This window comes from Methylobacterium mesophilicum (assembly GCF_022179445.1).
Classification (GTDB): Bacteria; Pseudomonadota; Alphaproteobacteria; order Rhizobiales; family Beijerinckiaceae; genus Methylobacterium; species Methylobacterium mesophilicum.
The window spans coordinates 24,705-43,321 of sequence record NZ_BPQU01000012.1; the positions used below are offsets into that span (position 1 = coordinate 24,705).

General features: G+C 69.8%; 18 protein-coding genes. 10 read left to right on the forward strand and 8 right to left on the reverse strand.

Going from position 1 to position 18,617, the window contains the following annotated elements:
- The first annotated feature begins 51 nt into the window (after positions 1-51).
- From MFF40_RS13795 to MFF40_RS13805, 3 genes are all read left to right on the forward strand, one after another.
- The gene (locus tag MFF40_RS13795) at positions 52-2,625 is read left to right on the forward strand and encodes a TonB-dependent receptor (RefSeq protein ID WP_238260907.1); all 2,574 of its coding nucleotides are present in this window, start codon (positions 52-54) and stop codon (positions 2,623-2,625) included.
- 255 nt (positions 2,626-2,880) lie between these two features.
- Positions 2,881-3,234 carry a hypothetical protein gene (locus tag MFF40_RS13800; protein WP_147855499.1) on the forward strand — a complete coding sequence of 118 codons (354 nt, stop codon included), beginning with the start codon at positions 2,881-2,883 and terminating at the stop codon, positions 3,232-3,234.
- A gap of 341 nt (positions 3,235-3,575) precedes the next feature.
- A complete protein-coding gene (locus MFF40_RS13805) occupies positions 3,576-4,637 on the forward strand; it encodes a polysaccharide deacetylase family protein (RefSeq protein WP_147855500.1) in 1,062 nt (353 codons plus the stop codon).
- A 9-nt stretch (positions 4,638-4,646) separates the two neighbouring features.
- Here MFF40_RS13805 and MFF40_RS13810 read toward each other — a convergent pair whose 3' ends face one another.
- From MFF40_RS13810 to MFF40_RS13825, 4 genes are all read right to left on the reverse strand, one after another.
- Positions 4,647-5,093, reverse strand: a complete 447-nt coding sequence (locus tag MFF40_RS13810; protein ID WP_147855501.1) for a type II toxin-antitoxin system VapC family toxin — start codon at positions 5,091-5,093, stop codon at positions 4,647-4,649.
- A gap of 5 nt (positions 5,094-5,098) precedes the next feature.
- On the reverse strand, positions 5,099-5,338 hold the full coding sequence (locus tag MFF40_RS13815; protein WP_147855503.1) for a type II toxin-antitoxin system Phd/YefM family antitoxin: 240 nt from the start codon (positions 5,336-5,338) through the stop codon (positions 5,099-5,101).
- A 69-nt stretch (positions 5,339-5,407) separates the two neighbouring features.
- The gene (locus MFF40_RS13820; protein WP_187193724.1) at positions 5,408-5,743 is read right to left on the reverse strand and encodes a hypothetical protein; all 336 of its coding nucleotides are present in this window, start codon (positions 5,741-5,743) and stop codon (positions 5,408-5,410) included.
- An 80-nt stretch (positions 5,744-5,823) separates the two neighbouring features.
- Positions 5,824-6,030 carry a DUF2842 domain-containing protein gene (locus MFF40_RS13825; protein ID WP_147857771.1) on the reverse strand — a complete coding sequence of 69 codons (207 nt, stop codon included), beginning with the start codon at positions 6,028-6,030 and terminating at the stop codon, positions 5,824-5,826.
- Between the two features lie 170 nt (positions 6,031-6,200).
- Between MFF40_RS13825 and MFF40_RS13830 the strand changes: the two genes are divergently transcribed.
- The 5 genes from MFF40_RS13830 (at position 6,201) to MFF40_RS13850 (ending at position 12,889) form a co-directional block, all read left to right on the forward strand.
- The gene (locus tag MFF40_RS13830; RefSeq protein WP_415623799.1) at positions 6,201-7,310 is read left to right on the forward strand and encodes a COX15/CtaA family protein; all 1,110 of its coding nucleotides are present in this window, start codon (positions 6,201-6,203) and stop codon (positions 7,308-7,310) included.
- Between the two features lie 147 nt (positions 7,311-7,457).
- Positions 7,458-8,141, forward strand: coding sequence for a PAQR family membrane homeostasis protein TrhA (gene trhA / locus MFF40_RS13835; protein ID WP_147857090.1), 684 nt, complete (start codon positions 7,458-7,460; stop codon positions 8,139-8,141).
- Between the two features lie 129 nt (positions 8,142-8,270).
- Positions 8,271-9,467, forward strand: coding sequence for a glycosyltransferase family 4 protein (locus tag MFF40_RS13840; protein WP_147857089.1), 1,197 nt, complete (start codon positions 8,271-8,273; stop codon positions 9,465-9,467).
- A 145-nt stretch (positions 9,468-9,612) separates the two neighbouring features.
- Positions 9,613-11,124: an undecaprenyl-phosphate glucose phosphotransferase gene (locus MFF40_RS13845; RefSeq protein WP_147898087.1), complete on the forward strand. Its 1,512-nt coding sequence runs from the start codon at positions 9,613-9,615 to the stop codon at positions 11,122-11,124.
- Between the two features lie 580 nt (positions 11,125-11,704).
- Positions 11,705-12,889 (forward strand): GNAT family N-acetyltransferase, encoded by a 1,185-nt coding sequence (locus tag MFF40_RS13850; RefSeq protein ID WP_147898088.1) that lies wholly within the window; start codon positions 11,705-11,707, stop codon positions 12,887-12,889.
- A 71-nt stretch (positions 12,890-12,960) separates the two neighbouring features.
- Here the strand turns inward: MFF40_RS13850 and MFF40_RS13855 are convergent, their stop codons facing one another.
- Positions 12,961-15,174 (reverse strand): GumC family protein, encoded by a 2,214-nt coding sequence (locus MFF40_RS13855; protein WP_238260909.1) that lies wholly within the window; start codon positions 15,172-15,174, stop codon positions 12,961-12,963.
- 189 nt (positions 15,175-15,363) lie between these two features.
- Between MFF40_RS13855 and MFF40_RS13860 the strand changes: the two genes are divergently transcribed.
- The gene (locus MFF40_RS13860; protein ID WP_187193723.1) at positions 15,364-15,942 is read left to right on the forward strand and encodes a polysaccharide biosynthesis/export family protein; all 579 of its coding nucleotides are present in this window, start codon (positions 15,364-15,366) and stop codon (positions 15,940-15,942) included.
- A gap of 21 nt (positions 15,943-15,963) precedes the next feature.
- On the opposite strand, the gene MFF40_RS13865 is transcribed toward MFF40_RS13860, so the two are convergent.
- On the reverse strand, positions 15,964-16,572 hold the full coding sequence (locus MFF40_RS13865; RefSeq protein WP_238260911.1) for a hypothetical protein: 609 nt from the start codon (positions 16,570-16,572) through the stop codon (positions 15,964-15,966).
- A gap of 209 nt (positions 16,573-16,781) precedes the next feature.
- Positions 16,782-17,030, reverse strand: coding sequence for a hypothetical protein (locus tag MFF40_RS13870; RefSeq protein WP_058194484.1), 249 nt, complete (start codon positions 17,028-17,030; stop codon positions 16,782-16,784).
- Between the two features lie 269 nt (positions 17,031-17,299).
- On the opposite strand from MFF40_RS13870, the gene MFF40_RS13875 reads away from it, so the two are divergent.
- Positions 17,300-17,515 (forward strand): hypothetical protein, encoded by a 216-nt coding sequence (locus MFF40_RS13875; protein WP_147853891.1) that lies wholly within the window; start codon positions 17,300-17,302, stop codon positions 17,513-17,515.
- 55 nt (positions 17,516-17,570) lie between these two features.
- On the opposite strand, the gene MFF40_RS13880 is transcribed toward MFF40_RS13875, so the two are convergent.
- Positions 17,571-18,617 (reverse strand): hypothetical protein, encoded by a 1,047-nt coding sequence (locus MFF40_RS13880; RefSeq protein ID WP_147853890.1) that lies wholly within the window; start codon positions 18,615-18,617, stop codon positions 17,571-17,573.

The window sequence follows — 18,617 nt, forward strand, 5'->3', positions numbered from 1 at the left end:
TGACGCCAAGCTCGGCTGAAACGAGCGTGGGTTCACGGCAAGGGGTTTGGGATGTCATTGAGGGGGCTTCGGAGCAGCCTGATCGCGTCGGCGTCGGTTCTGGGTGGGGCGATGCTGCCCTCGGCCGTGCAGGCTCAGAACGCCGTGACGCTGGGCGAGATCAGCGTCGTCTCGACCTCGCCGGTGGGTTCGGGCGGCGGCAACTCGAGCCGCGTGCAGAACCTCAACGGCCCGGGTGGGCTGGAGCCGGCCGGCTCGGCGCCGCCGCCGATCGGCCCGGTCCGCCTCCGGGGCAGCGAGCAGCCGCTCTACAAGATCCCCAGCACGGTCGAGACCGTCACCGCCAGCGACATCACGGTCGACCGCGGCACCGACAACGTCGTGGCGACCCTCGCCCGCCGCACGCCCGGCCTCAACCTGTCCGACTCGCAGGGCAATTCGAACCGCCCCGACGTGACCTATCGCGGCTTCACCGTCTCGCCGGTCCAGGGCGTGCCGCAGGGCCTGGCCGTCTACCAGAACGGCGTGCGCATCAACGAGGCCTTCGGCGACACCGTCAACTTCGACCTGATCCCGCCGCAGGCGATCCAGCGGATCGACGTCGTCACCGGCAACCCGGTCTTCGGCCTCAACGCGCTGGGCGGCGCGGTCAACATCCAGATGAAGAACGGCTTCACCTGGCAGGGCACCGAGATCACCGCGTTCGGCGGCTCCGACGCCCGCACCGCCGGCTACGTCGAGTACGGCAAGGTCTCGGGCCCGTGGAGCGTCTACTTCACCGGCGACGGCCTGAACGACCGCGGCTGGCGCTACGAGAGCCCGAGCACGATCGGCCGGCTCTACGGCGACGTCGGCTACCGCTCGCAGGATTCCGAGTTCCACCTGATCGGGCTCGCCGCCCGCAGCTTCTTCGGCGCCGCCGCCGCCACGCCGGTGGACTTCAGCCACCGCGACCCGCGGTCGATCTTCACCTACCCGCAGACCAGCACCACCGAAGTCGGCACGATCCAGCTCACCGGCCGGGTCGACGTGTCGCCGACCTGGGACCTGGCCGGCAATGCCTATTTCCGCCGCTTCAGCCAGACCTACGTCGACGGCAACGACGGCAACTTCGAGAACTGCAGCACCCGCTCCAGCTTCCGCGGCAACCTCTGTTTCGAGGACGACGGCTTCAGCCCGGGCGCCGGCCAGTCGCAGCTCGCCTTCCGCAACCAGTTCCTGATCCTCGGCCAGCAGAACCAGCGCGTCCCGTTCCGGTCCGGGATCCCGTACGGCACCCTCGACGTGACCAAGACGGAGGCCACGGGCTTCGGCGGCTCGCTCCAGGCAGCCAACCGCGACCGGGTGTTCGGCCTGCCCAACACCTTCCTGGTCGGCGGCAGCATCGATGCGGCCAACTACTCGTTCAAGTCGTCCAGTACCCTCGGCGTGATCAACCCGAACCTGTCGATCACCACCGATCCGAGCAACCCCTATTACGGCAACATCCCGGGCCTCGGCACGCCGCAGCTCCGCACCGCCGGCGCCCTCGGCATCGCGCCGAGCTCGGTCAACGGCTCGAACCTCTACATGGGCCTCTACACCCTCGACACCCTGGACGTGACCGACCGGCTGTCGCTCACGGCGGGCGCGCGGCTCAACTTCGCCCGCATCCAGAGCGAGGACCTGACCGGCTTCTCGCCGGACGTGACCGGCACCCATTACTACAACAAGATCAACCCGGTCGCCGGCCTGACCTACCGCTTCACCGACGCGCTGAACCTCTACGGCAGCTACTCGGAATCGAACCGCGCGCCGACGCCGCTGGAACTGGCCTGCTCCAACCCGGACCGGCCGTGCCTGCTGCCGAACTCGCTGGTGGCCGACCCGCCGCTCAAGCAGGTCACCGGGCGGACCTACGAGGTCGGCTTCCGCGGCGCGCTGCCGAACACCTATGACGGCGGCGTCATCAGCTACAAGATCGGCGCCTTCCGCACCGACCTGTCGAACGACATCCTGTCGCTCGCCACCCCCGGCAACACCGCCCGCGCCTACTTCGTGAACGTGCCCTCGACCCAGCGTCAGGGCATCGAGGTCGGCAGCGAGTACACGGCCGACTACCTCCGGGTCTACGCCAACTACGCCCTGATCGACGCCACCTTCCAGTTCAACGGCACCCTGTCCTCGCCCAACAATCCGCTCGCGGATGACGGCGCGATCAACGTCCGCAAGGGCAACGTCGTGCCGCTGGTGCCGACCCACCAGTTCAAGGCCGGCTTCGACTACTTCGTCACCCCGAACTGGCAGTTCGGCGTCTACCTCCAGGCCTTCTCGGCGTCCTACTTCCGCGGCGACGAGTCGAACCTGAACCGCAAGCTGCCGCCCTACTACGTCCTGAACTTCCAGACGAAGTACCAGGTCACCAAGAACCTCGAGCTGTTCGGCCTGGTCACCAACCTGACCAACAACCGCTACGCCACGTTCGGCACCTTCGCCGAGCCGGGCGCGGTGGCCGGCAACCTGCGGATCACCGACCCGCGGACCACGACGCTGTCGCAGCCGCTCTCGATCTACGGCGGCATCCGCTACGCCTTCGGCGCCGACCCGGTGCCGATGTCGGCCGAGCCGATCATCCGCAAGTACTGAACCCCGGAAGTACTGAAGCCGGGAAGTACTGACGCTGTCGAAGGCGTCGGGCCAGGGCGCTCCGCGCGGTCTTCGGACCGGGTGGGGCGCCCTTGGCGTTTTCAGCTCCCCGCCCGACGCCGGCCGTGCGGCCTCACGTCTCAGGAACGGGCCCCGGCGCCCCGCGTCTCATCCGGGAGCGCCAGAGGCGGCGGCCGGTCCTCGATCCGGCGACCCGCCTCCGAACCTGCGCGAACGATTTGGAGACACGCCTCGATGATGATGAGATTCGCCTTCGCAGCCCTGGCCCTCGCGGCCGCCACGCCGGCCTGGGCGACCCCGTGCGCCGACGAGGTGTCCACGCTGCAGAAGCGCCTCGACAGCGCGGGCGCCGCCGCTGTGACCGGCACGACGCCCCCCGGCGGCACGACCTCGTCGCATTCCGACAAGGCGCTCGCGACCCCGCCGGCCCTCACCAAGGGCGACGCCGACGTGAAGCCGACCGCCTCCGGCGTCGAGGAGGCGAAGAAGCTCGTCGCCAAGGCCGCCGCCGAGGACAAGGCCGGCAACGCCGAGGCCTGCCGCAACACGATCATGCAGGCCAAGGAAAAGGCCGGCGCCCTCCCGTAGGGTTTTTCGGGACGCCGGATACCTCGTCGGGACAGTTCCCCCCGCGACCTCGTCCCGGGATGCGTCCGCCCAGCCGGGGCTTCGATGGACCCGTTCCGGAGGCATGGTGTCTCCGGACGGGCTCCGTCGAGGCGGAACGTTCTTCGATCGGTTGCCCGATGGCCTCCGCAGCGTCGTAGGCTGCACCGGCAGCATGGCATCAGCGGTGTCGGATCGAGGCCCGTGTCGCGGGAAAATCCCGATCGCACACGCCGCCCGGCACCGCGCCACGTTCCGGTTTCTTTACTTCGTCGCGCGATGGCTGATCCGCCCGGGCCGTGTTGCCCGAGAGGGGCAACGTCATGATCTCGTCGCGTGCCAAGCATCGGGTGTTCGCGTCCGGCTTCCGCGCGATCCAGGCGTTCGGCGCTGATCGCTGGCTGGCTCCGGCCGCCCGCGGCCTCGGGGTGATCCTGACCTTTCACCACGTCAGCCCGGATCCGGTGCCGGCCTTCGCGCCGAACCGGCTCCTCAGCATCACCCCGGATTTCCTGGATCTCACCCTGCGCGAACTCGACGCGCGCGGCTTCGACATCATCGGGCTCGATGCGGTGCCGGAACGGCTGGCCGCCCGGGATTACGGTCCGCCCTTCGCGGTCCTGACCTTCGACGACGGATACCGTGACAATGTCGAGCACGCCCGCCCGGTGCTCGAGCGGCACGGCGCCCCCTGGACCCTGTTCGTGGCGAGCGGCTTCGCCGACCAGCGCGGGCGCCTGTGGTGGATCGAGCTGGAGCGGGCGATCGCGCGTCTCGACCGGGTACGGATCGACATCCACGGCCGCAGCCTCGATCTGCCGGCCCGCAACCCGCAGGAGAAGGCCCTGGCCTTCGAGGCGCTCTACCGCGACCTGCGCCGCGGCAGCGAGGCCGCGCTTCTCGACCGGATCGCCGACCTGTGCCGGCAGGCTGGCCTCGCACCGGGCAGGATCGCACCCGAACTGTGTCTGTCGTGGGATGAATTGCGGGCGCTGGGCCGTGACCCGGCGGTGACGTTCGGGGCGCACACGGTCAGCCATCCGATGCTCGCCAAGCACGATACGGCGACCGTCGCCCGCGAGATCGCCGAGAGCCGCGCCCGGATCGAGGCCGAGCTCGGCCGCGAGATCCGGCATCTGTCCTACCCAGTCGGCGACCCGACCTCGGCCGGCCCCCGAGAATTCGCCCTCGCCGCGGATCAGGGTTTCGCCACCGCGGTGACGACGAGACCCGGCCATCTGTTCGCCGACCATGCCGGGCATCTGCGCGCCCTACCGCGGGTCTCGATCAACGGCTGCCACCAGTCGCGGGCGGCGCTGGCGGGATTGCTGTCCGGCGTCCCGTTCCTGGCCTGGAACCGCGGGCGGCGCCTCAACGTCGCCTGACCGGATCGCTCATGCGATATCTGCCGGTAACGTGTCGTGCGGATCGTGCGCCGCCAAGCCAAGCGGCCGGAAGTGACGGACGTTACGCGTCAGGATCGTCCAGCCGCGACATAGCGCCGTCGCGCCGATGGCGAGGTCCGCCATGCCGGGGGCATGGCCTTCTCGCCTGGCCACGTCGGACAGGCGGCCGATACACCGGGCGATCTCGAGATCGATCGGCAGAATCTGAGCGCTGTAGAGGTGCAGCAGCGTCTCCAGCCAATCCGACAGACGCGCCGCCTTGCGAGAAGCGCCATCCCGGCGGCATTTGGCGATACCGTCCTCGATTTCGGCGATGGTGATCACCGAAAGGTGCAGGCTGGCGCTGTTTCGGTGCATCCAGGCGATCAGGTCGTCGGCCGGGATCGCCTTGGTTGGTGCGGCCGCCGAAAGGACATTGGTATCGACGAGGTACACAGGCGTCAGAGATCGATTCTTCTCAGCGCACCGGATCGCGGCGGAAGATCCTCCGTTTCGAGAGGCGCGGCCATCAGGAGCCGGCCGAAGGATGGGACCTGCGAAAGCCGTTGCCACTCTTCGAAGCTGAGCAGCACGGCCTCGGGCCGGCCATGGCGTGTGATGACGGAGGGTTGGCCCTGCCGGGCCTTGTCGATGACGGCCGAGAGCGTCGCCTTGGCGTCCCGCAACTGGATTTCCCGCATCCGACCCTCCACGACGACATCGGCATCGTAGGGGTGGGGATCGGCGCCGGCAACGCTGCTTGAAAGTCCTCAGCGCCGGCGGCGATGCCGGTAGCCGGTCGAGAACGAGGCGTATTGCCGGCCGCCCCGCCGCGAGCGGTACCGGCCGCGGCGGCCGGCCGCCGCCTCGACGGCCTCGTCCGCCTGGGGCAGCGCCTCGGCCAGGGCCGGGGCGGCGGCCGCGTCGGCCGAGGCGTAGCCGCCCGCCACGTTCTTGGCGGCCGGGCCGAACATCGCCAGGCACTGGTTGTAGGCCAGATCGTTCTTCAGCCGCTCGCACTCCCCGATCGAACGCGGCGTGCCCTGCGCCAGGGCGGAGCACGGCGCGAGCAGCACGGCGAGTGCGGCCAGATGCTTGAGGCGCATGGGCAAGCGATACACGGACGGGTCTCGGTTTCGGATCCGAGGCTTCTGCCGGCCGAGTGCGGCGAAATCGAGGGGTCCGGTTAACGGTCCGGACGCTCCATCCAGCGGATCAGCGGCATCAGCGGAAAGATCCACGCGATTCCGAGGATTGAATAGAGCACGGCCTGGATCGCCGCCGGGGTCTCGGCGATGCGGCTGTCGGCCAAGGCCATCGCCAGCGGCCCGTACAGGCAGACGAAGGCCAGCATCGCGACCGTGCCGATCAACGTGCGGGTGCGGCGGCGCATCATGGTTATCCGAAGCCCTGTCTCTCCCTGTGGTGAGACGGCTATCGCCCGTCGGCCCGGTTGGCAACGCGCGCAGCGCCGCGGGCTGCGGCGCCGCCGACGTTGCCCGCGTCCCGCGCTTCCCCTAACGCGTCGCGAGGGCCGGGACATCCGGGCCGACCGCGGAAGGGATGCGCGTGGTGATGAGAGTCTCGGGCGAGCAGCGATCGGGAGCCGTGCGGACCTGGCTCTACCTGATGGCGGCCCTCGTGGTCGCCATGGTGGCGGTCGGCGGCGCGACCCGCCTGACCGGTTCCGGCCTGTCGATCACCGAGTGGCGCCCCGTGACCGGGATCGTGCCGCCCCTGTCGGAGGCGGACTGGACCGCCGAGTTCGCCAAGTACAAGGACACGCCGCAATACAACATCCTCAACCAGGGGATGGGCCTGTCGTCGTTCAAGGTGCTGTACGGCTGGGAATGGGGCCATCGCGTGCTCGGGCGGCTGATCGGCCTCGTGTTCTTCCTGCCGCTGGTCGTGTTCTGGTGGCGCGGCATGATCGGCCGGCGCCTCGGCCTCGGGCTGCTCGGCCTCGGGATCCTCGGCGGCCTCCAGGGGGCGATCGGCTGGATCATGGTCGCGTCGGGGCTCCAGCCCGGCATGACCGCGGTGGCACCGCTGAAGCTCGCCCTGCACCTGACGACCGCCAGCCTGATCCTGGCCGGGCTGGTCTGGCTGGCGGCCGGCCAGCGCAGCGACGCGGCCGATCCCGCCCCCGGCCGCATCCGCCGGGTCGCCGCGCTGCTGCCGGCCCTGGTCCTGGTGCAGATCTTCCTCGGCGGGCTGGTCGCCGGGTCGCATGCCGGCCTCGTCTACAACACGTGGCCGGACATGGACGGCGCCCTCGTCCCGCCGGTGGACAGCCTGTTCGCGATCCGGCCCTGGATCGAGAACTTCGTCGACAACCACGCCCTGGTCCAGTTCGACCACCGGGTCAGCGCCTACCTGCTCCTGGTGGTCGCGCTCCTGCACGCGGTGGACGCGCGGATGACCGGTCCGGCCGGCGCGGCCGGGCGTGCCGCCGGCGTCGCGGCCCTGTCCCTGGCCCAGGCCGGCCTCGGCATCGCCACCCTGCTGCTGGCGGTGCCGCTCTGGGCCGCGCTGGCCCATCAGGTCCTGGCGATGGCCGTGCTGACCATGGCGGTGGTCCACGCCCGGCTGAGCCGCGGCACCGGCGTCGTCCGCCGCCCGGCCCGGGAACCGGTGCTCGGCTTCGAGGGCTTTGTGGGTCGCGGCGCCTGATCAGGGCTGCGGCGCCACCGCCACGCACAACAAGTCTTTCACCACGCGGCAATAGAACCTTGGGATAAACGCCCCGTCAGCACTTTGCATAGGGAACGGTTGAGCCATCTTAAGCTTTAGGCTGCAGGCGTAGCAGGAGGCTTCATGATGTCTCTCGCGGAGGATGGTCGCCCGCTGACCCTGACGTGGCACTACACGCCGCGCGAGATCGTGGCGGACGGGGTGATCCACGGCCTCGGGGTCGTCTTCGGCCTCGCCGGCGCAGCGGCGCTGGTGGCCACGGCGCTCACGGCGCATCTCGGATTCGGCGAGCGGGCCGCGGTGGTGCTGTACGCCACCGCCCTGGTGCTGATGCTCGGCGTCTCCGCGGTCTACAACCTCTACCCGGTCAGCCCGCGGAAATGGCTCCTGCGCCGGGCCGACCACGCGCTGATCTACCTGATGATCGCCGGGACCTACACGCCCCTCGTCGCCCTGGTCGGCTCCGGCATCCGCGCCTACCTGCTGCTGGCGGTGATCTGGCTGGTCGCCCTGGTCGGGATCGCGGTGAAGCTGTTCCTGCCCGGCCGGTTCGACCGGCTCTCCATCGCCCTCTACCTGCTGCTCGGCTGGAGCGGCCTGCTCGCCTACGAGTCGGTGATCGCCGCCCTCCAACCCACCGCCCTGTGGCTGCTGGCGATCGGCGGGCTGCTCTACTCGGTCGGCGTCCTGTTCCACGTCTGGCGGACCCTGCCGTTCCAGAACGCGATCTGGCACGGCTTCGTGCTCGCGGCCACGGCCTGCCATTACGGCACGATCTGGGCCAGCCTCAACGGCCTGCCACTGACGTGAATTGATCCACAGCAGTAAAACTCCGCTTACCTTTCCGTCGAAAAGGCCCATCCAGACGGAGACCGTTTAAGTTTACTGCGACGGTGGCTGCACCACACTCTCGGGACTGTTATTCCCGGGAGCGATACCGTGGCTGTGAAGCCGAGCGACACCCGAATCCCCCAACGCCACCGCGTCCTGCACGTGTTCCGCGCGCCGGTCGGGGGCCTGTTCCGGCACGTGATGGACCTCGCCCGCCTCCAGGCGGCGTCGGGCCACGCGGTCGGGATCGTCTGCGACACGTCCACCGGCGGCGAGCGTGCCGCCCGGGCCCTCGCCGAGTTGAGCCCGTGCCTCGAACTCGGCCTCGTCCGGATCCCGATGCGGCGCAACCCGCACCTGTCGGACTGGACCTGCCTGCGGGCGGTCACCCGCCGGGCGGCGGAGGTCGGCGCCACCGTGCTGCACGGCCACGGCGCCAAGGGCGGCGCCTACGCCCGCCTGGCCTCCGCCACCGCCATCCGGGCCTACACGCCGCATGGCGGCAGCTACAATTACCGGCCCGGGAGCGCGCTCCACCGCACCTACATGGCCGCCGAGGCGGTGCTCGCCCGCAGGACTGACGCGTTCCTGTTCGAGAGCGAGTACGTCGCCGGCCGGCACCGGACCTTCGTGGGCGGCCCGGAGCAGGTGACCCGGATCGTGCACAACGGCATCGCCGACGCCGAGTTCGCCCCGGTCCCCCTGGCCGAGGATGCCGCGGACCTGCTCTATGTCGGCGAATTGCGCGAGGCGAAGGGCCTGCCCTTCCTGCTCGAAGCCTTGGTCCGGCTGCGCGCCGAGGGCCGGGCGCTGCGTCTGCTCATGGTCGGCTCCGGCCCGGATGCCGAGAGCCTGCGCACCATGGTCGAGCGGCTCGGCCTCTCGGACGCGGCCGCGTTCGAGCCACCGCAGGCGATCCGGTCGGTTCTGGCCCGGGGCCGGATCCTGGTCGTGCCGTCGCTCGCGGAATCGCTGCCCTACGTCGTGCTCGAGGCCGCGGCCGCCTCGCAGCCCCTGGTCGCCACCCGGGTCGGCGGCATCCCGGAGATCTTCGGGCCGATGGCGGGCGACCTCGTCCCGTCCCGCGACGCCGGGGCGCTCGCCGGCGCGATCCGTCAGGTGCTCGACGAATCCCCGGACGTGCTGACGGCGCGGGTCCGGGCGCTCAGCGAATCGATCCGCCAGCGGTTCTCGCTGGAGCGGATGGGGGCCGATGTGGTGTCGGGCTATGCCGCGGCGTTCCAGGCACGCGCGGACCGCCTCGGCGTCGAAGCCGGGAAGGTCGCGCAGGCCCGCACGGCGTAGAGGCCCTCGCGGACGGCCCCGCGTTTAGGATTTGCTATCAGGCTCGGATGCAAGAGTTTCCGTCTAAAGCCTGATCTGTTTCCAAAGTCCCGAAATAGATCAGGCGCCTATAGGCCGGGGGACATCGCCCCGGAGGAGCCGTTCGATGAGCGCGTTCGACATCCGCGATCTCCTTGAGGCCACCGGACCGCGCGACGGCCGGGCCGCGCTCGAGCCCGGCGACGGCGCGTCGTCGCCGGCCCTGGGCCCGGCCGCAATCTCGCCGGTGGTCGTGGCCGGCCTGGTGCGAGCCCTGGAATTCGGCCTGATCTTCAGCCTCGGCGCGCTCCTTCACCTGCTGATGCTGCGCGGCCGGGTACCGTTCGGGCTGAGCTATGCCGGCGCGATCGCCCTGGTCGCCGGCCTCATGATGGCGCTGACCCAGGCCTCCGGCGGCTACCGCATCGCCGCCTTCCGGACCTTCGCCAAGGCCGCGATCCGGCTGATCGCGGCCTGGTCGATGACCTTCCTGATGGTCGCGGCCATCCTGGTCCTCGCCAAGGTAGCCGACCATTACTCGCGCCTGTGGCTCGCCACCTTCTACGGCACCGGCCTCGCGGCGTTGCTGGCCGGACGTTTCGCCCTGTCCCGGGTGATCAACCGGCAGACCCGCGCCGGCCGCTTCGACCGCCGCACCGCCATCGTGGGCGGCGGCAAGCCCGCCGAGGACCTGATCGCCGCGCTGGAAGCCCAGAGCGAGAGCGGCATCCGCATCGTCGGCGTGTTCGACGACCGCAACGCCGACCGGTCCGCCGACCAGGTGGCCGGATACCCGAAGCTCGGCAACGTCGACGACCTGGTCGCCTATGCCCGGCAAGCCCGGCTCGACCTGATCGTGTTCACGATCCCGATCACCGCCGAGGCGCGGATCCTCCAGATGCTCGCCAAGCTCTGGGTGCTGCCGATCGACATCCGCCTCTCGGCCCACGCCGCCAAGCTCCGGCTGCGACCCCGGAGCTACTCGTATCTCGGTTCGGTGCCGGTGCTCGACGTGTTCGACCGGCCGATCGCCGACTGGGACGTGGTGGTGAAGGCGCTGTTCGACCGCTGCGTCGGCCTGGTCATGCTGCTCGCGCTGTCGCCGATCATGATCGCGGTGGCGCTCGCCGTCCGGCTGACGTCCCGCGGGCCGGTGCTGTTCCGCCAGAAGCGCCACGGCTTCAACAACGAGCTGATCGAGGTGTTCAAGTTCCGCTCGATGTACGTCGACCAGTGCGATGCCGGCGCGGCCAGGATGGTCACGCGCGGGGATGCGCGGGTGACGCCGGTCGGGCGGTTCATCCGCAAGACCTCGCTCGACGAGCTGCCGCAGCTGTTCAACGTGCTGAAGGGCGACCTGTCTCTGGTCGGCCCCCGCCCGCACGCGCTCCAGGCCAAGGCCGCCAACACCCTGTACGACCAAGTGGTCGACGGCTACTTCGCCCGCCACAAGGTCAAGCCCGGCATCACCGGCTGGGCCCAGGTCAACGGCTGGCGCGGCGAGACCGACACCTCCGAGAAGCTGCAGCGGCGCGTTGAGCACGATCTGTTCTATATCGAGAACTGGTCGGTCCTGCTCGACCTGCAGATCCTGATCACGACGCCGTTCGCGTTGTTCAAGACGGAGAACGCGTATTGAGGTTGGAGTTCGTAAGGCCGATCTGCGCCGATCGCTCAGCCTGAGGTGTGAGCGCGGCTTCGGCCGCGAAGCGCGACCGGGGATCCCGTTATCCCGCGTGCGGGGCCATGCGCGACGCGCTCTCCTCTCGCCCCCTCTGGCAACGGTTTACGTCGGTAAAGAATTTTATCTTCTGAGCCAGCGAAAAGCTCGGCCTTGTTCTCCAAACGGTGACTGGATCGAGGCGGCCACGCGCCGTCATCCCGGGGCCGCGCAGCGGAGCCCGGGATCCAGGGGCGCCGACGTGTCAAACGCTTGCACGGGTAGCGGTTCTGGGTTCCGGGCTCGCCTGCGGCGCCCCGGAATGACGGCGCGGGCTATTGGATATAACGAAGTCTCTGCAATCGAACGCGTCGTTCGATCGGGATCGCAGGCTCTAACCCGGTCAAAGAGCCCCGTGGGAAGATTGTATTAGCCAAGGTCGCGATTTGCCGTCGTGAGCCGGGTGTCTCGATGCTCAAGGTCACCGGGCATTCAGCGCGTGCCGCGCAAGGTCGGCGCTCGGCTCCGGGCCATGCCCGAGCAGGCGGGAGAATCGGATATGGCGACCGGCGTCCAGGTGGCGGGAACGGACATGATCGGTGCGCGTGCGTCCGGAACGCTGACGGCGGAAATCTTCTCCGACCTGGCCGCGGTCGAAGCCCTGTGGCGGCGGCTCGAGGCCGATCCGGCCAGCCTGCAGACGCCCTATCAGCGGTATGACTGGGTCTGCGCCTACCTGCGCGCGACCGGTACGGAGGCCGAGGCCCGCATCGTGGTCCTGCGGGATGCCGAGGGCCGTGCCCGCATCCTGCTGCCCCTGGTGCTCGCCCGGACAGCCGGGATGGTGGTGGCCCGGATCGTCGGCGACACGCACGCCAACTACCACATGCCGCTGTTCGCCACCCGCGACGCGGCCGCGATCTCCGCCGGGGAGGTTACCGCGGCTCTGATCCGCGTGGGACGGTCGGCCGGCATCGACGCCTACGCGCTGCAGCATCAGCCCCTGATGTGGGAGGGCGCGGCCAACCCGTTCGCGCAGGCCGGCGAGCCGGAGGCCAGCGACGCCTACGGGCTGATGCTGGGCCCCGACCCCGAGGCGACGGTGCGCCGCGTGTTCAGCGCCGACGCCCGCAAGAAGCTGCGCTCGAAGGAGAAGCGGCTGATCGAGGCCAAGGGCGCCCTGGCCTATCGCCGGGCCGAGACCGCGGAGGACGCGGCCCGGTATCTGACGGCCTTCTACGCTCACAAGGCGGTGCGGTTCGCCAGCATGGGCGTCGCCGACCCCTACGCCGACGAGGCGGTTCGCCGATTCCTGGCGGCGGCCACGTCCGGCGCCGAACCGGCGGTCGAGATCCACGTCCTGTGCCTTGCCGAGAGCGGTCGCGTGCTGGCGACCTTCGGGGGCGCCGTCAGCGATCACCGGTTCAGCGGCATGATGACGGCGTTCGATCCCGACCCGGAGATCGCCCGGTTCAGCCCGGGGGACCTGCTGCTGCAACACCTCGTCGGCGAGCAGACCGCCCGGGGCCGTCAGGGCTTCGATCTCGGCGTCGGCGAGGCGCGCTACAAGGCGAGCATCTGCGACGAGACCATCGGGCTGGTCGAGACTATCGTGCCGGTGAGCCTGCGCGGCCGGGCCTATGGGCTGATGCGGCTGGGCCTGACCCGGACGAAGCGGCGGATCAAGCGCGATCCCCGCCTCTACGCCGTCGCCGCGAAGCTGCGGACCTTGCTGCGGAGATAAAAACGGCCCGAACGGCTGTCATTGCCGTTCGGGTGAGCTGGCAGCGATGACGGACGCATCCTGGCGTGCGCTCACGCGGCGCGGAGGCGGAGCTCGGGATCCGTCGAGCCTGACTGCGCAACGTGCTCGGCCGCGCGGTCCTGCGCCACCAGGATCTGGCCGGCGCCCGCATCCTCCGCGATGGCGTAGAGGTCGGCGAGCGCCGGATCCTCGGCGGCGGCGTTCGACGCGATGATCACGGTGTCCATGTAGCCCGCCGTCAATTCGAGCAGGTCCACGGCGCCCGGCGCCGCATGAAGGCGGCAGACGACCCATCCGTAGGCCTCCGCCATGGCCTCGAAGGTCAGGCTGAGGGTGTCCGGCTCGTCGAACAGCACGTCGGCCTCGATGCGCCCGGCGGCGATCCGGTGCAGGCCGCTGTCGCCTGCGGGCTGGATCACGTCGAGGAAGGCCGCGTCGCCCGCGATGAGATCGCTGAACCCGCGCTCGGCCGTGGCGGCATGCGGATTGTTCAGGTCGATGGTGACGAGGCTGGCCTTGCGGCCCAGCGCCCGCACCAGGGCGTCGTGCAGCGCGTTCTCGCCCGGGGACGCCTCCGTCTCCATGACGAGGATCCGGTGCCCGGAACGGTCGCCGGGCAGGCGGGAAGCGGCCCCGATCCGGGCGATGAGGGGGGCGAGGTCGTAGGCCTCGGCCGGCATCCGGGCGACGGGCGCCGGGGCGGCCGCGTCCGCGTCCTCGGACCAGTGGGCCGGGGGCATCGCCTCCGGGAAGGCGAAGGTCGGGCGCTCGAGCTCGGGCTCGCGGCGGGGGCGCCGGTCCGAGGTGTCGAACGCCGCGTCCGATTCCTTGGCGTTCCGGCTTCCCTCGGCCAGGAGCGCGCTCGCGAGCACGCCGCCCACCGCCAGCATCAGCGTCACCAGCGTCGCGAAGCTGACGATCGGCAGCTTCTTGGGGAACGAGGGGACTTCCGGGGTCACGGCGCGCGAGACGATGCGGGCATCCGCGGGCGTGGCGCTCTCGCCGTCGCGGGCGGCCGCCTCGCGGTAGCGCGACAGGTAGGATTCGAGCTGCTCGCGCTGCGCCTTGGCCTCGCGCTCCAGGGCCCGGAGCTGGATCTCGCTGGTGTTGCCCTTGACGACCACATCCTGCTGGCCGTCCACCGCGGCCTGCAGGCTCTCGACCCGGGAGCCGGCGATCTTGGCGTCGTTCTCCAGCGTGCGCGCGATGCGCTCGGCCGACGTCTTGATCTGGGCGTCGAGATCCTCGAGCTGGGCGTGCAGCTCCTTGATCCGCGGATGGGCGGGCAGCAGCGTGCGGGACTCCAGCGCCAGCTGCGTCCGGACGGCGATCCGGTTGTCCACGATGCGCCGGACGACCTCGTTGTTGGCGACCTCGGTGATCTCGAAGGCGCGGCCATCCTTGATCAGGTCCTTGATCGCCTTCACCCGGCCGGCGAGGTCGGCCTTCAGGATCCGGGCCTGGGACAGCTGGCTCGACAGCTCGCCGAGCTGCTGGGTGGTCAGCGGCTGACCGGTCGCGCCGCCGCTGCCGACCAGGCCGTTCTTGGCGCGGAACGCCTCGACCTTCGCCTCGGCCTCCGCGACGCGCTTGCGCAGGCCGTCGATGTTGCCGCCGAGCCAGGAGGAGGCGTAGCGCGCGGTGTCGACCTTGTCGGCCTCGAGCGAGGCGATGTAGAGCTGCGCGATGGTGTTGGCGCCCTCGGCGGCCAGCTTGGCGTCCTTGGCGCGGAACTCGATCGTCAGGATGCGGGACTTGCCCGCCGGGAAGACCAGCAGGTGCTCGAAATAGGCATCGAGCACGCGGTCCTCGGCCGGGCGGTCGAGGGGGTTGGCGCCGATGCCCAGCATCATCAGCACGCGCTGGACGGGGCCGATGGCGCTCGAACCCGGATCGAACTCGGGGTTGCCCACCAGCTTCAGCCGGCGGATCGCCTCCCGGGCGAGGTCGCGGGACATGACCACCTGGACCTGGCTCGCCACCGCCTGCTCGTCGATCGGCGCCAGCTGGTCGGCGCGCTCCTGGGCGGTGCGCGCGAAGGCCGGGTCGCGGCTCTCGAGGATCAGCTTCGCCTCGCCGGTGTAGCGCGGGCTCACGACGTTGACGAAGATGCCAGCGCCCAGCGCGACCACCAGGGTCGGCCCGACGATCCAGCCGATCGACCGGCGCAGGATCTGCGGCACCTGCGCGAGGCCGACGCCGTCCCGCGGAGGGGTCCGCTGCGCGGGTGCGGCGATGGGCGAGCGCAGGCTGATACGAGACATGAATACGCTCTGAGCACGACGGCCGACGGGGCGGCGATCAGTGCCGCCCGGGCGCTATTAGAGGATGTTAAGGTTGCTTGAGAGTTAAGGCCGGCCGCGTGTCGCCCTGTTCGGAACAGGCCACCTCGCTGATCAAGGTTCATTAACCTTAACGGCCTAGACCGAACTGAATTGGCACCCATGACGGCGATGGTGATGAACCGGCGCGCTCTTTTCCTCGCACTTGGCTCGACGTTGGCGCTCGGCGGCTGCCTGCGTCCGACCTTCCGGACCGACCAGCTCGATGCCACCGGCACCGGCTCGATCGGCGCCCGCTACCCGCTCTCGGCGGGCGACAAATTGCGGGTGATCGTGTTCGGCCAGGACAACCTGTCGAACATCTACGCCGTCGACGGGGCGGGCAAGATCGCCATGCCGCTGATCGGCACCGTGCAGGTCGGCGGCCAGACCACCGGCCAGGCGGCGAAGGCGATCGAGGCCAAGCTGTCCTCCGGCTTCGTGCGCGAGCCGCACGTGACCGTGGAGGTGGATACCTACCGCCCGTTCTACATCCTGGGCGAGGTCACGACCTCCGGCCAATACCCGTTCGTCAACGGCATGACCGTCGAGACGGCCGTGGCGATCGCCGCCGGCTTCGGCCCGCGGGCGGCCCGCGACTACGCGGTGCTGACCCGCGACACCGGGGGCGGACTCGTGTCGGGCATCGTGCCGATGACCTACTCGGTCCGGCCGGGCGACACGATCGTGGTCAAGGAGCGATTTTTCTAGCCCGGAACACCGCCGTCCCGCTCAGCGGGTAGGCTGCCACACGTTGATGACCCGCATCGCGGTCTGCTGCGGCGGGATCGGTGTCGCCACCGGCGACGACGGAACCGACGTGCCACGCGCCATGACGCGGCGCGCCTCGCTGGCGGGCGACGCGCCCACCGGCGTGAACAATCCGGCGAGCTGCTTGCGGGTGCCCTTGCTGACGAAGCGGGAGGTATGGACCGGCTCAAAATCCCGCAGGGCGTGGCGCTTGTCGGGATTGCCGGTGAACACCTTGGCGCCGGTGTTCAGGACGACGATGTCACCCGGCATCAGGGTCTCGTCCTTCATCAGCGCGGCGGCCGCGCCGGCCTTCATGTCGATGGGCGTCTGCCGTTCGCTAAGTTCGCTCTCCTTGGCGCGGATCCGCACCGGGAGCGCGGCGTACCGGGTCTGGAGACGGTGCCGGGCGTTGCCGAGCCGCGGGGTCGAGCGCCGGTAGACGGCGCGATCTTCGAGCGGCGCGGGGGCCTGCTGGACCGCCTGAGGCGCCGGCCGGGCACCGAACAGCATTTCGAGGAAGCCGATTTCGGCCGCCGGAGCCTGGACGATCGTTCCTGCGAGGAGCCCGGCGGCGGCGATGACGGCCAACGTGCTGCCCGTACGAAACCTCATAACGTCCTCCGGAACCGGCGTCGGTATCGATCGCCGGACGTTCAACCGCAAGGTGCGCGGGAGAGTTCCGGAATATTAGACGTCTTGAAGCGAAGTTCGACGAACGTTGCTACCGAGGCGGTATTCTACCGAATCGGATCAGGATCTATTGTGCAAAACCGGTTCGGTCCGCCGGTCGGCGCGGGTCAGGCCGGGGCGACCTGCTCGCCCTCGCCGATGCAGTCGAGGGCTCGCTCCACGGCGCTGACGGCGTCGAGGAGGTTCTGAACCGTGCGCTCGACCTCGAGCGTCGGACGGCCCATCGCGGCGGCGCGGGCACTCACATCCTCGAGCTGCTCGAGCAGGGCGAGGAGATCGCCGGCCACGGTCACGACCTCGCAGCGGGCGAGGCGGGTGACGGTCGGGCGCGGCCGGAAGGGCAGGACGTTGCTCATCGCCGACGGTTCTGGCCCGAAAGGCCCCGGATTCGCCAGGGGGAGGGACCCGACTTCCGGCAAATGGCGGCCTCTATCCGCCGCTAACGGCTGGAAAGGTGGATTTTCCGTGGCCGCCGCGCATCGGAGGCGGCAGAATCGGTTTACACCTCGCCGCCGGTCTTGACGGACTTGCCAGCGCGCTGACCATGCCGACACCGACTTTTCACCCTGCGATTCGGCGGCGGATAGTGATCCCTCGCGCGGTTCGGCATCGCTCAGGACCAATCATGCGCTTTACCCTTCTTGCCGTCGCGTTCCTGGCGGTCGGCGGCCTCGGCGCCTGCAACACCGACAGCCCCGACGGGCGCAGCGGCCTCGCCGACAGCTTCCGGCTCGACAACTATCGCGCCTCGAACGACACCAACGGCACCCAGACCCGGCGCGACGTGAACCGCGCCTACACGCAGCCGACCCTGCCTTCGATCGGCAACCGCGGGTTCTGAGCCCCCGAGCCGCCTCGATCCCGGAACGTCGATCCGGGATCGAGGTGTCGACCGGTCACCGCTTCGCGATCGCGTCCGCGAAGGTCGTGATGCGGTTGCGGGCGTAGACCGGCAGGCCGGCGCTGATCGAGCTGCCCGTGTTGAAGCTCGAATTGCCCATCAGCACCTGGGCCGGCAGCAGGTTCTTGAGCACCGGCACCCGGGCATATTCGGCCTTGCGGTCGAGGACATCGGCCTTGATGGCCAGCGCCATGTATGTGGTCACCACCGTCTTGGTGGGATCGTTCGGCAACGGCTGGAACACCGCCAGGAACTTGCCGAAGCGCAGGATCTGGTTGACCCAGAAGATCGTCTGCTCCAGCCCACCCGTCACCGGCGTGTCGATCCTGGTCAGCGCCTTCAGGGCCGCCCCCTGGTCGGCGCCGAGCACCCGCAGCTCGCTCTGGAACGAGACGTACTCGGCGATCTTCTTGGCCGAGCCCTCTTCGAGCTTGTTGGCGAGCTTCACGCCCAGCGGCAGCTTGCCTTCGAGGTCGTAGCGGGACTCGATGCAGGCGCCGGCACCCTCGCACCAGGGCCGGTCCGGGCGCTTGGCGAAGGCGGCGGCCGGGTCCTTGTTCGGCGCCACCTCGCCGGTGGTGATCGCCTTGTGCTTGATCGCCGGGTCCATCTTCTGGACGAAGCCGAGGTTGGCGAAGGCCTGGAGGTCGATCGCCTCGGGCGGCCGGGCGACCACGAATCGCCCTTCCGCCACGTAGACCTTCAGCGTCTCGTGCCGCGGCTTGGTCACGCCGTTCACCGTCACGGTGTAGTCCGGCTCCTTGTAGCCGGGGAAGGGCGCCAGCACCGCGGCCTCCGCCGGGCGGACCTTGAGCCAGTCCAGGTACGGGATCAGCCCGTTCTCGGGCGCCGTGGGGTTGTCGCGGTGATCCGTGAACAGAATCTGCCCCGGCTTGAGCGCGGCCGGATCGAGGGCGGTGACCGAGGGCACCTCCTTGATCCGTTCCAGCCCCGGCACGGTGTTGGCCGCGGGAGTCTGCGCGCAGACCGGGGCAGCGGTCGTCAGGACGAGGGCGAGGGCGGCAGGAAACTGCGTTCGCAA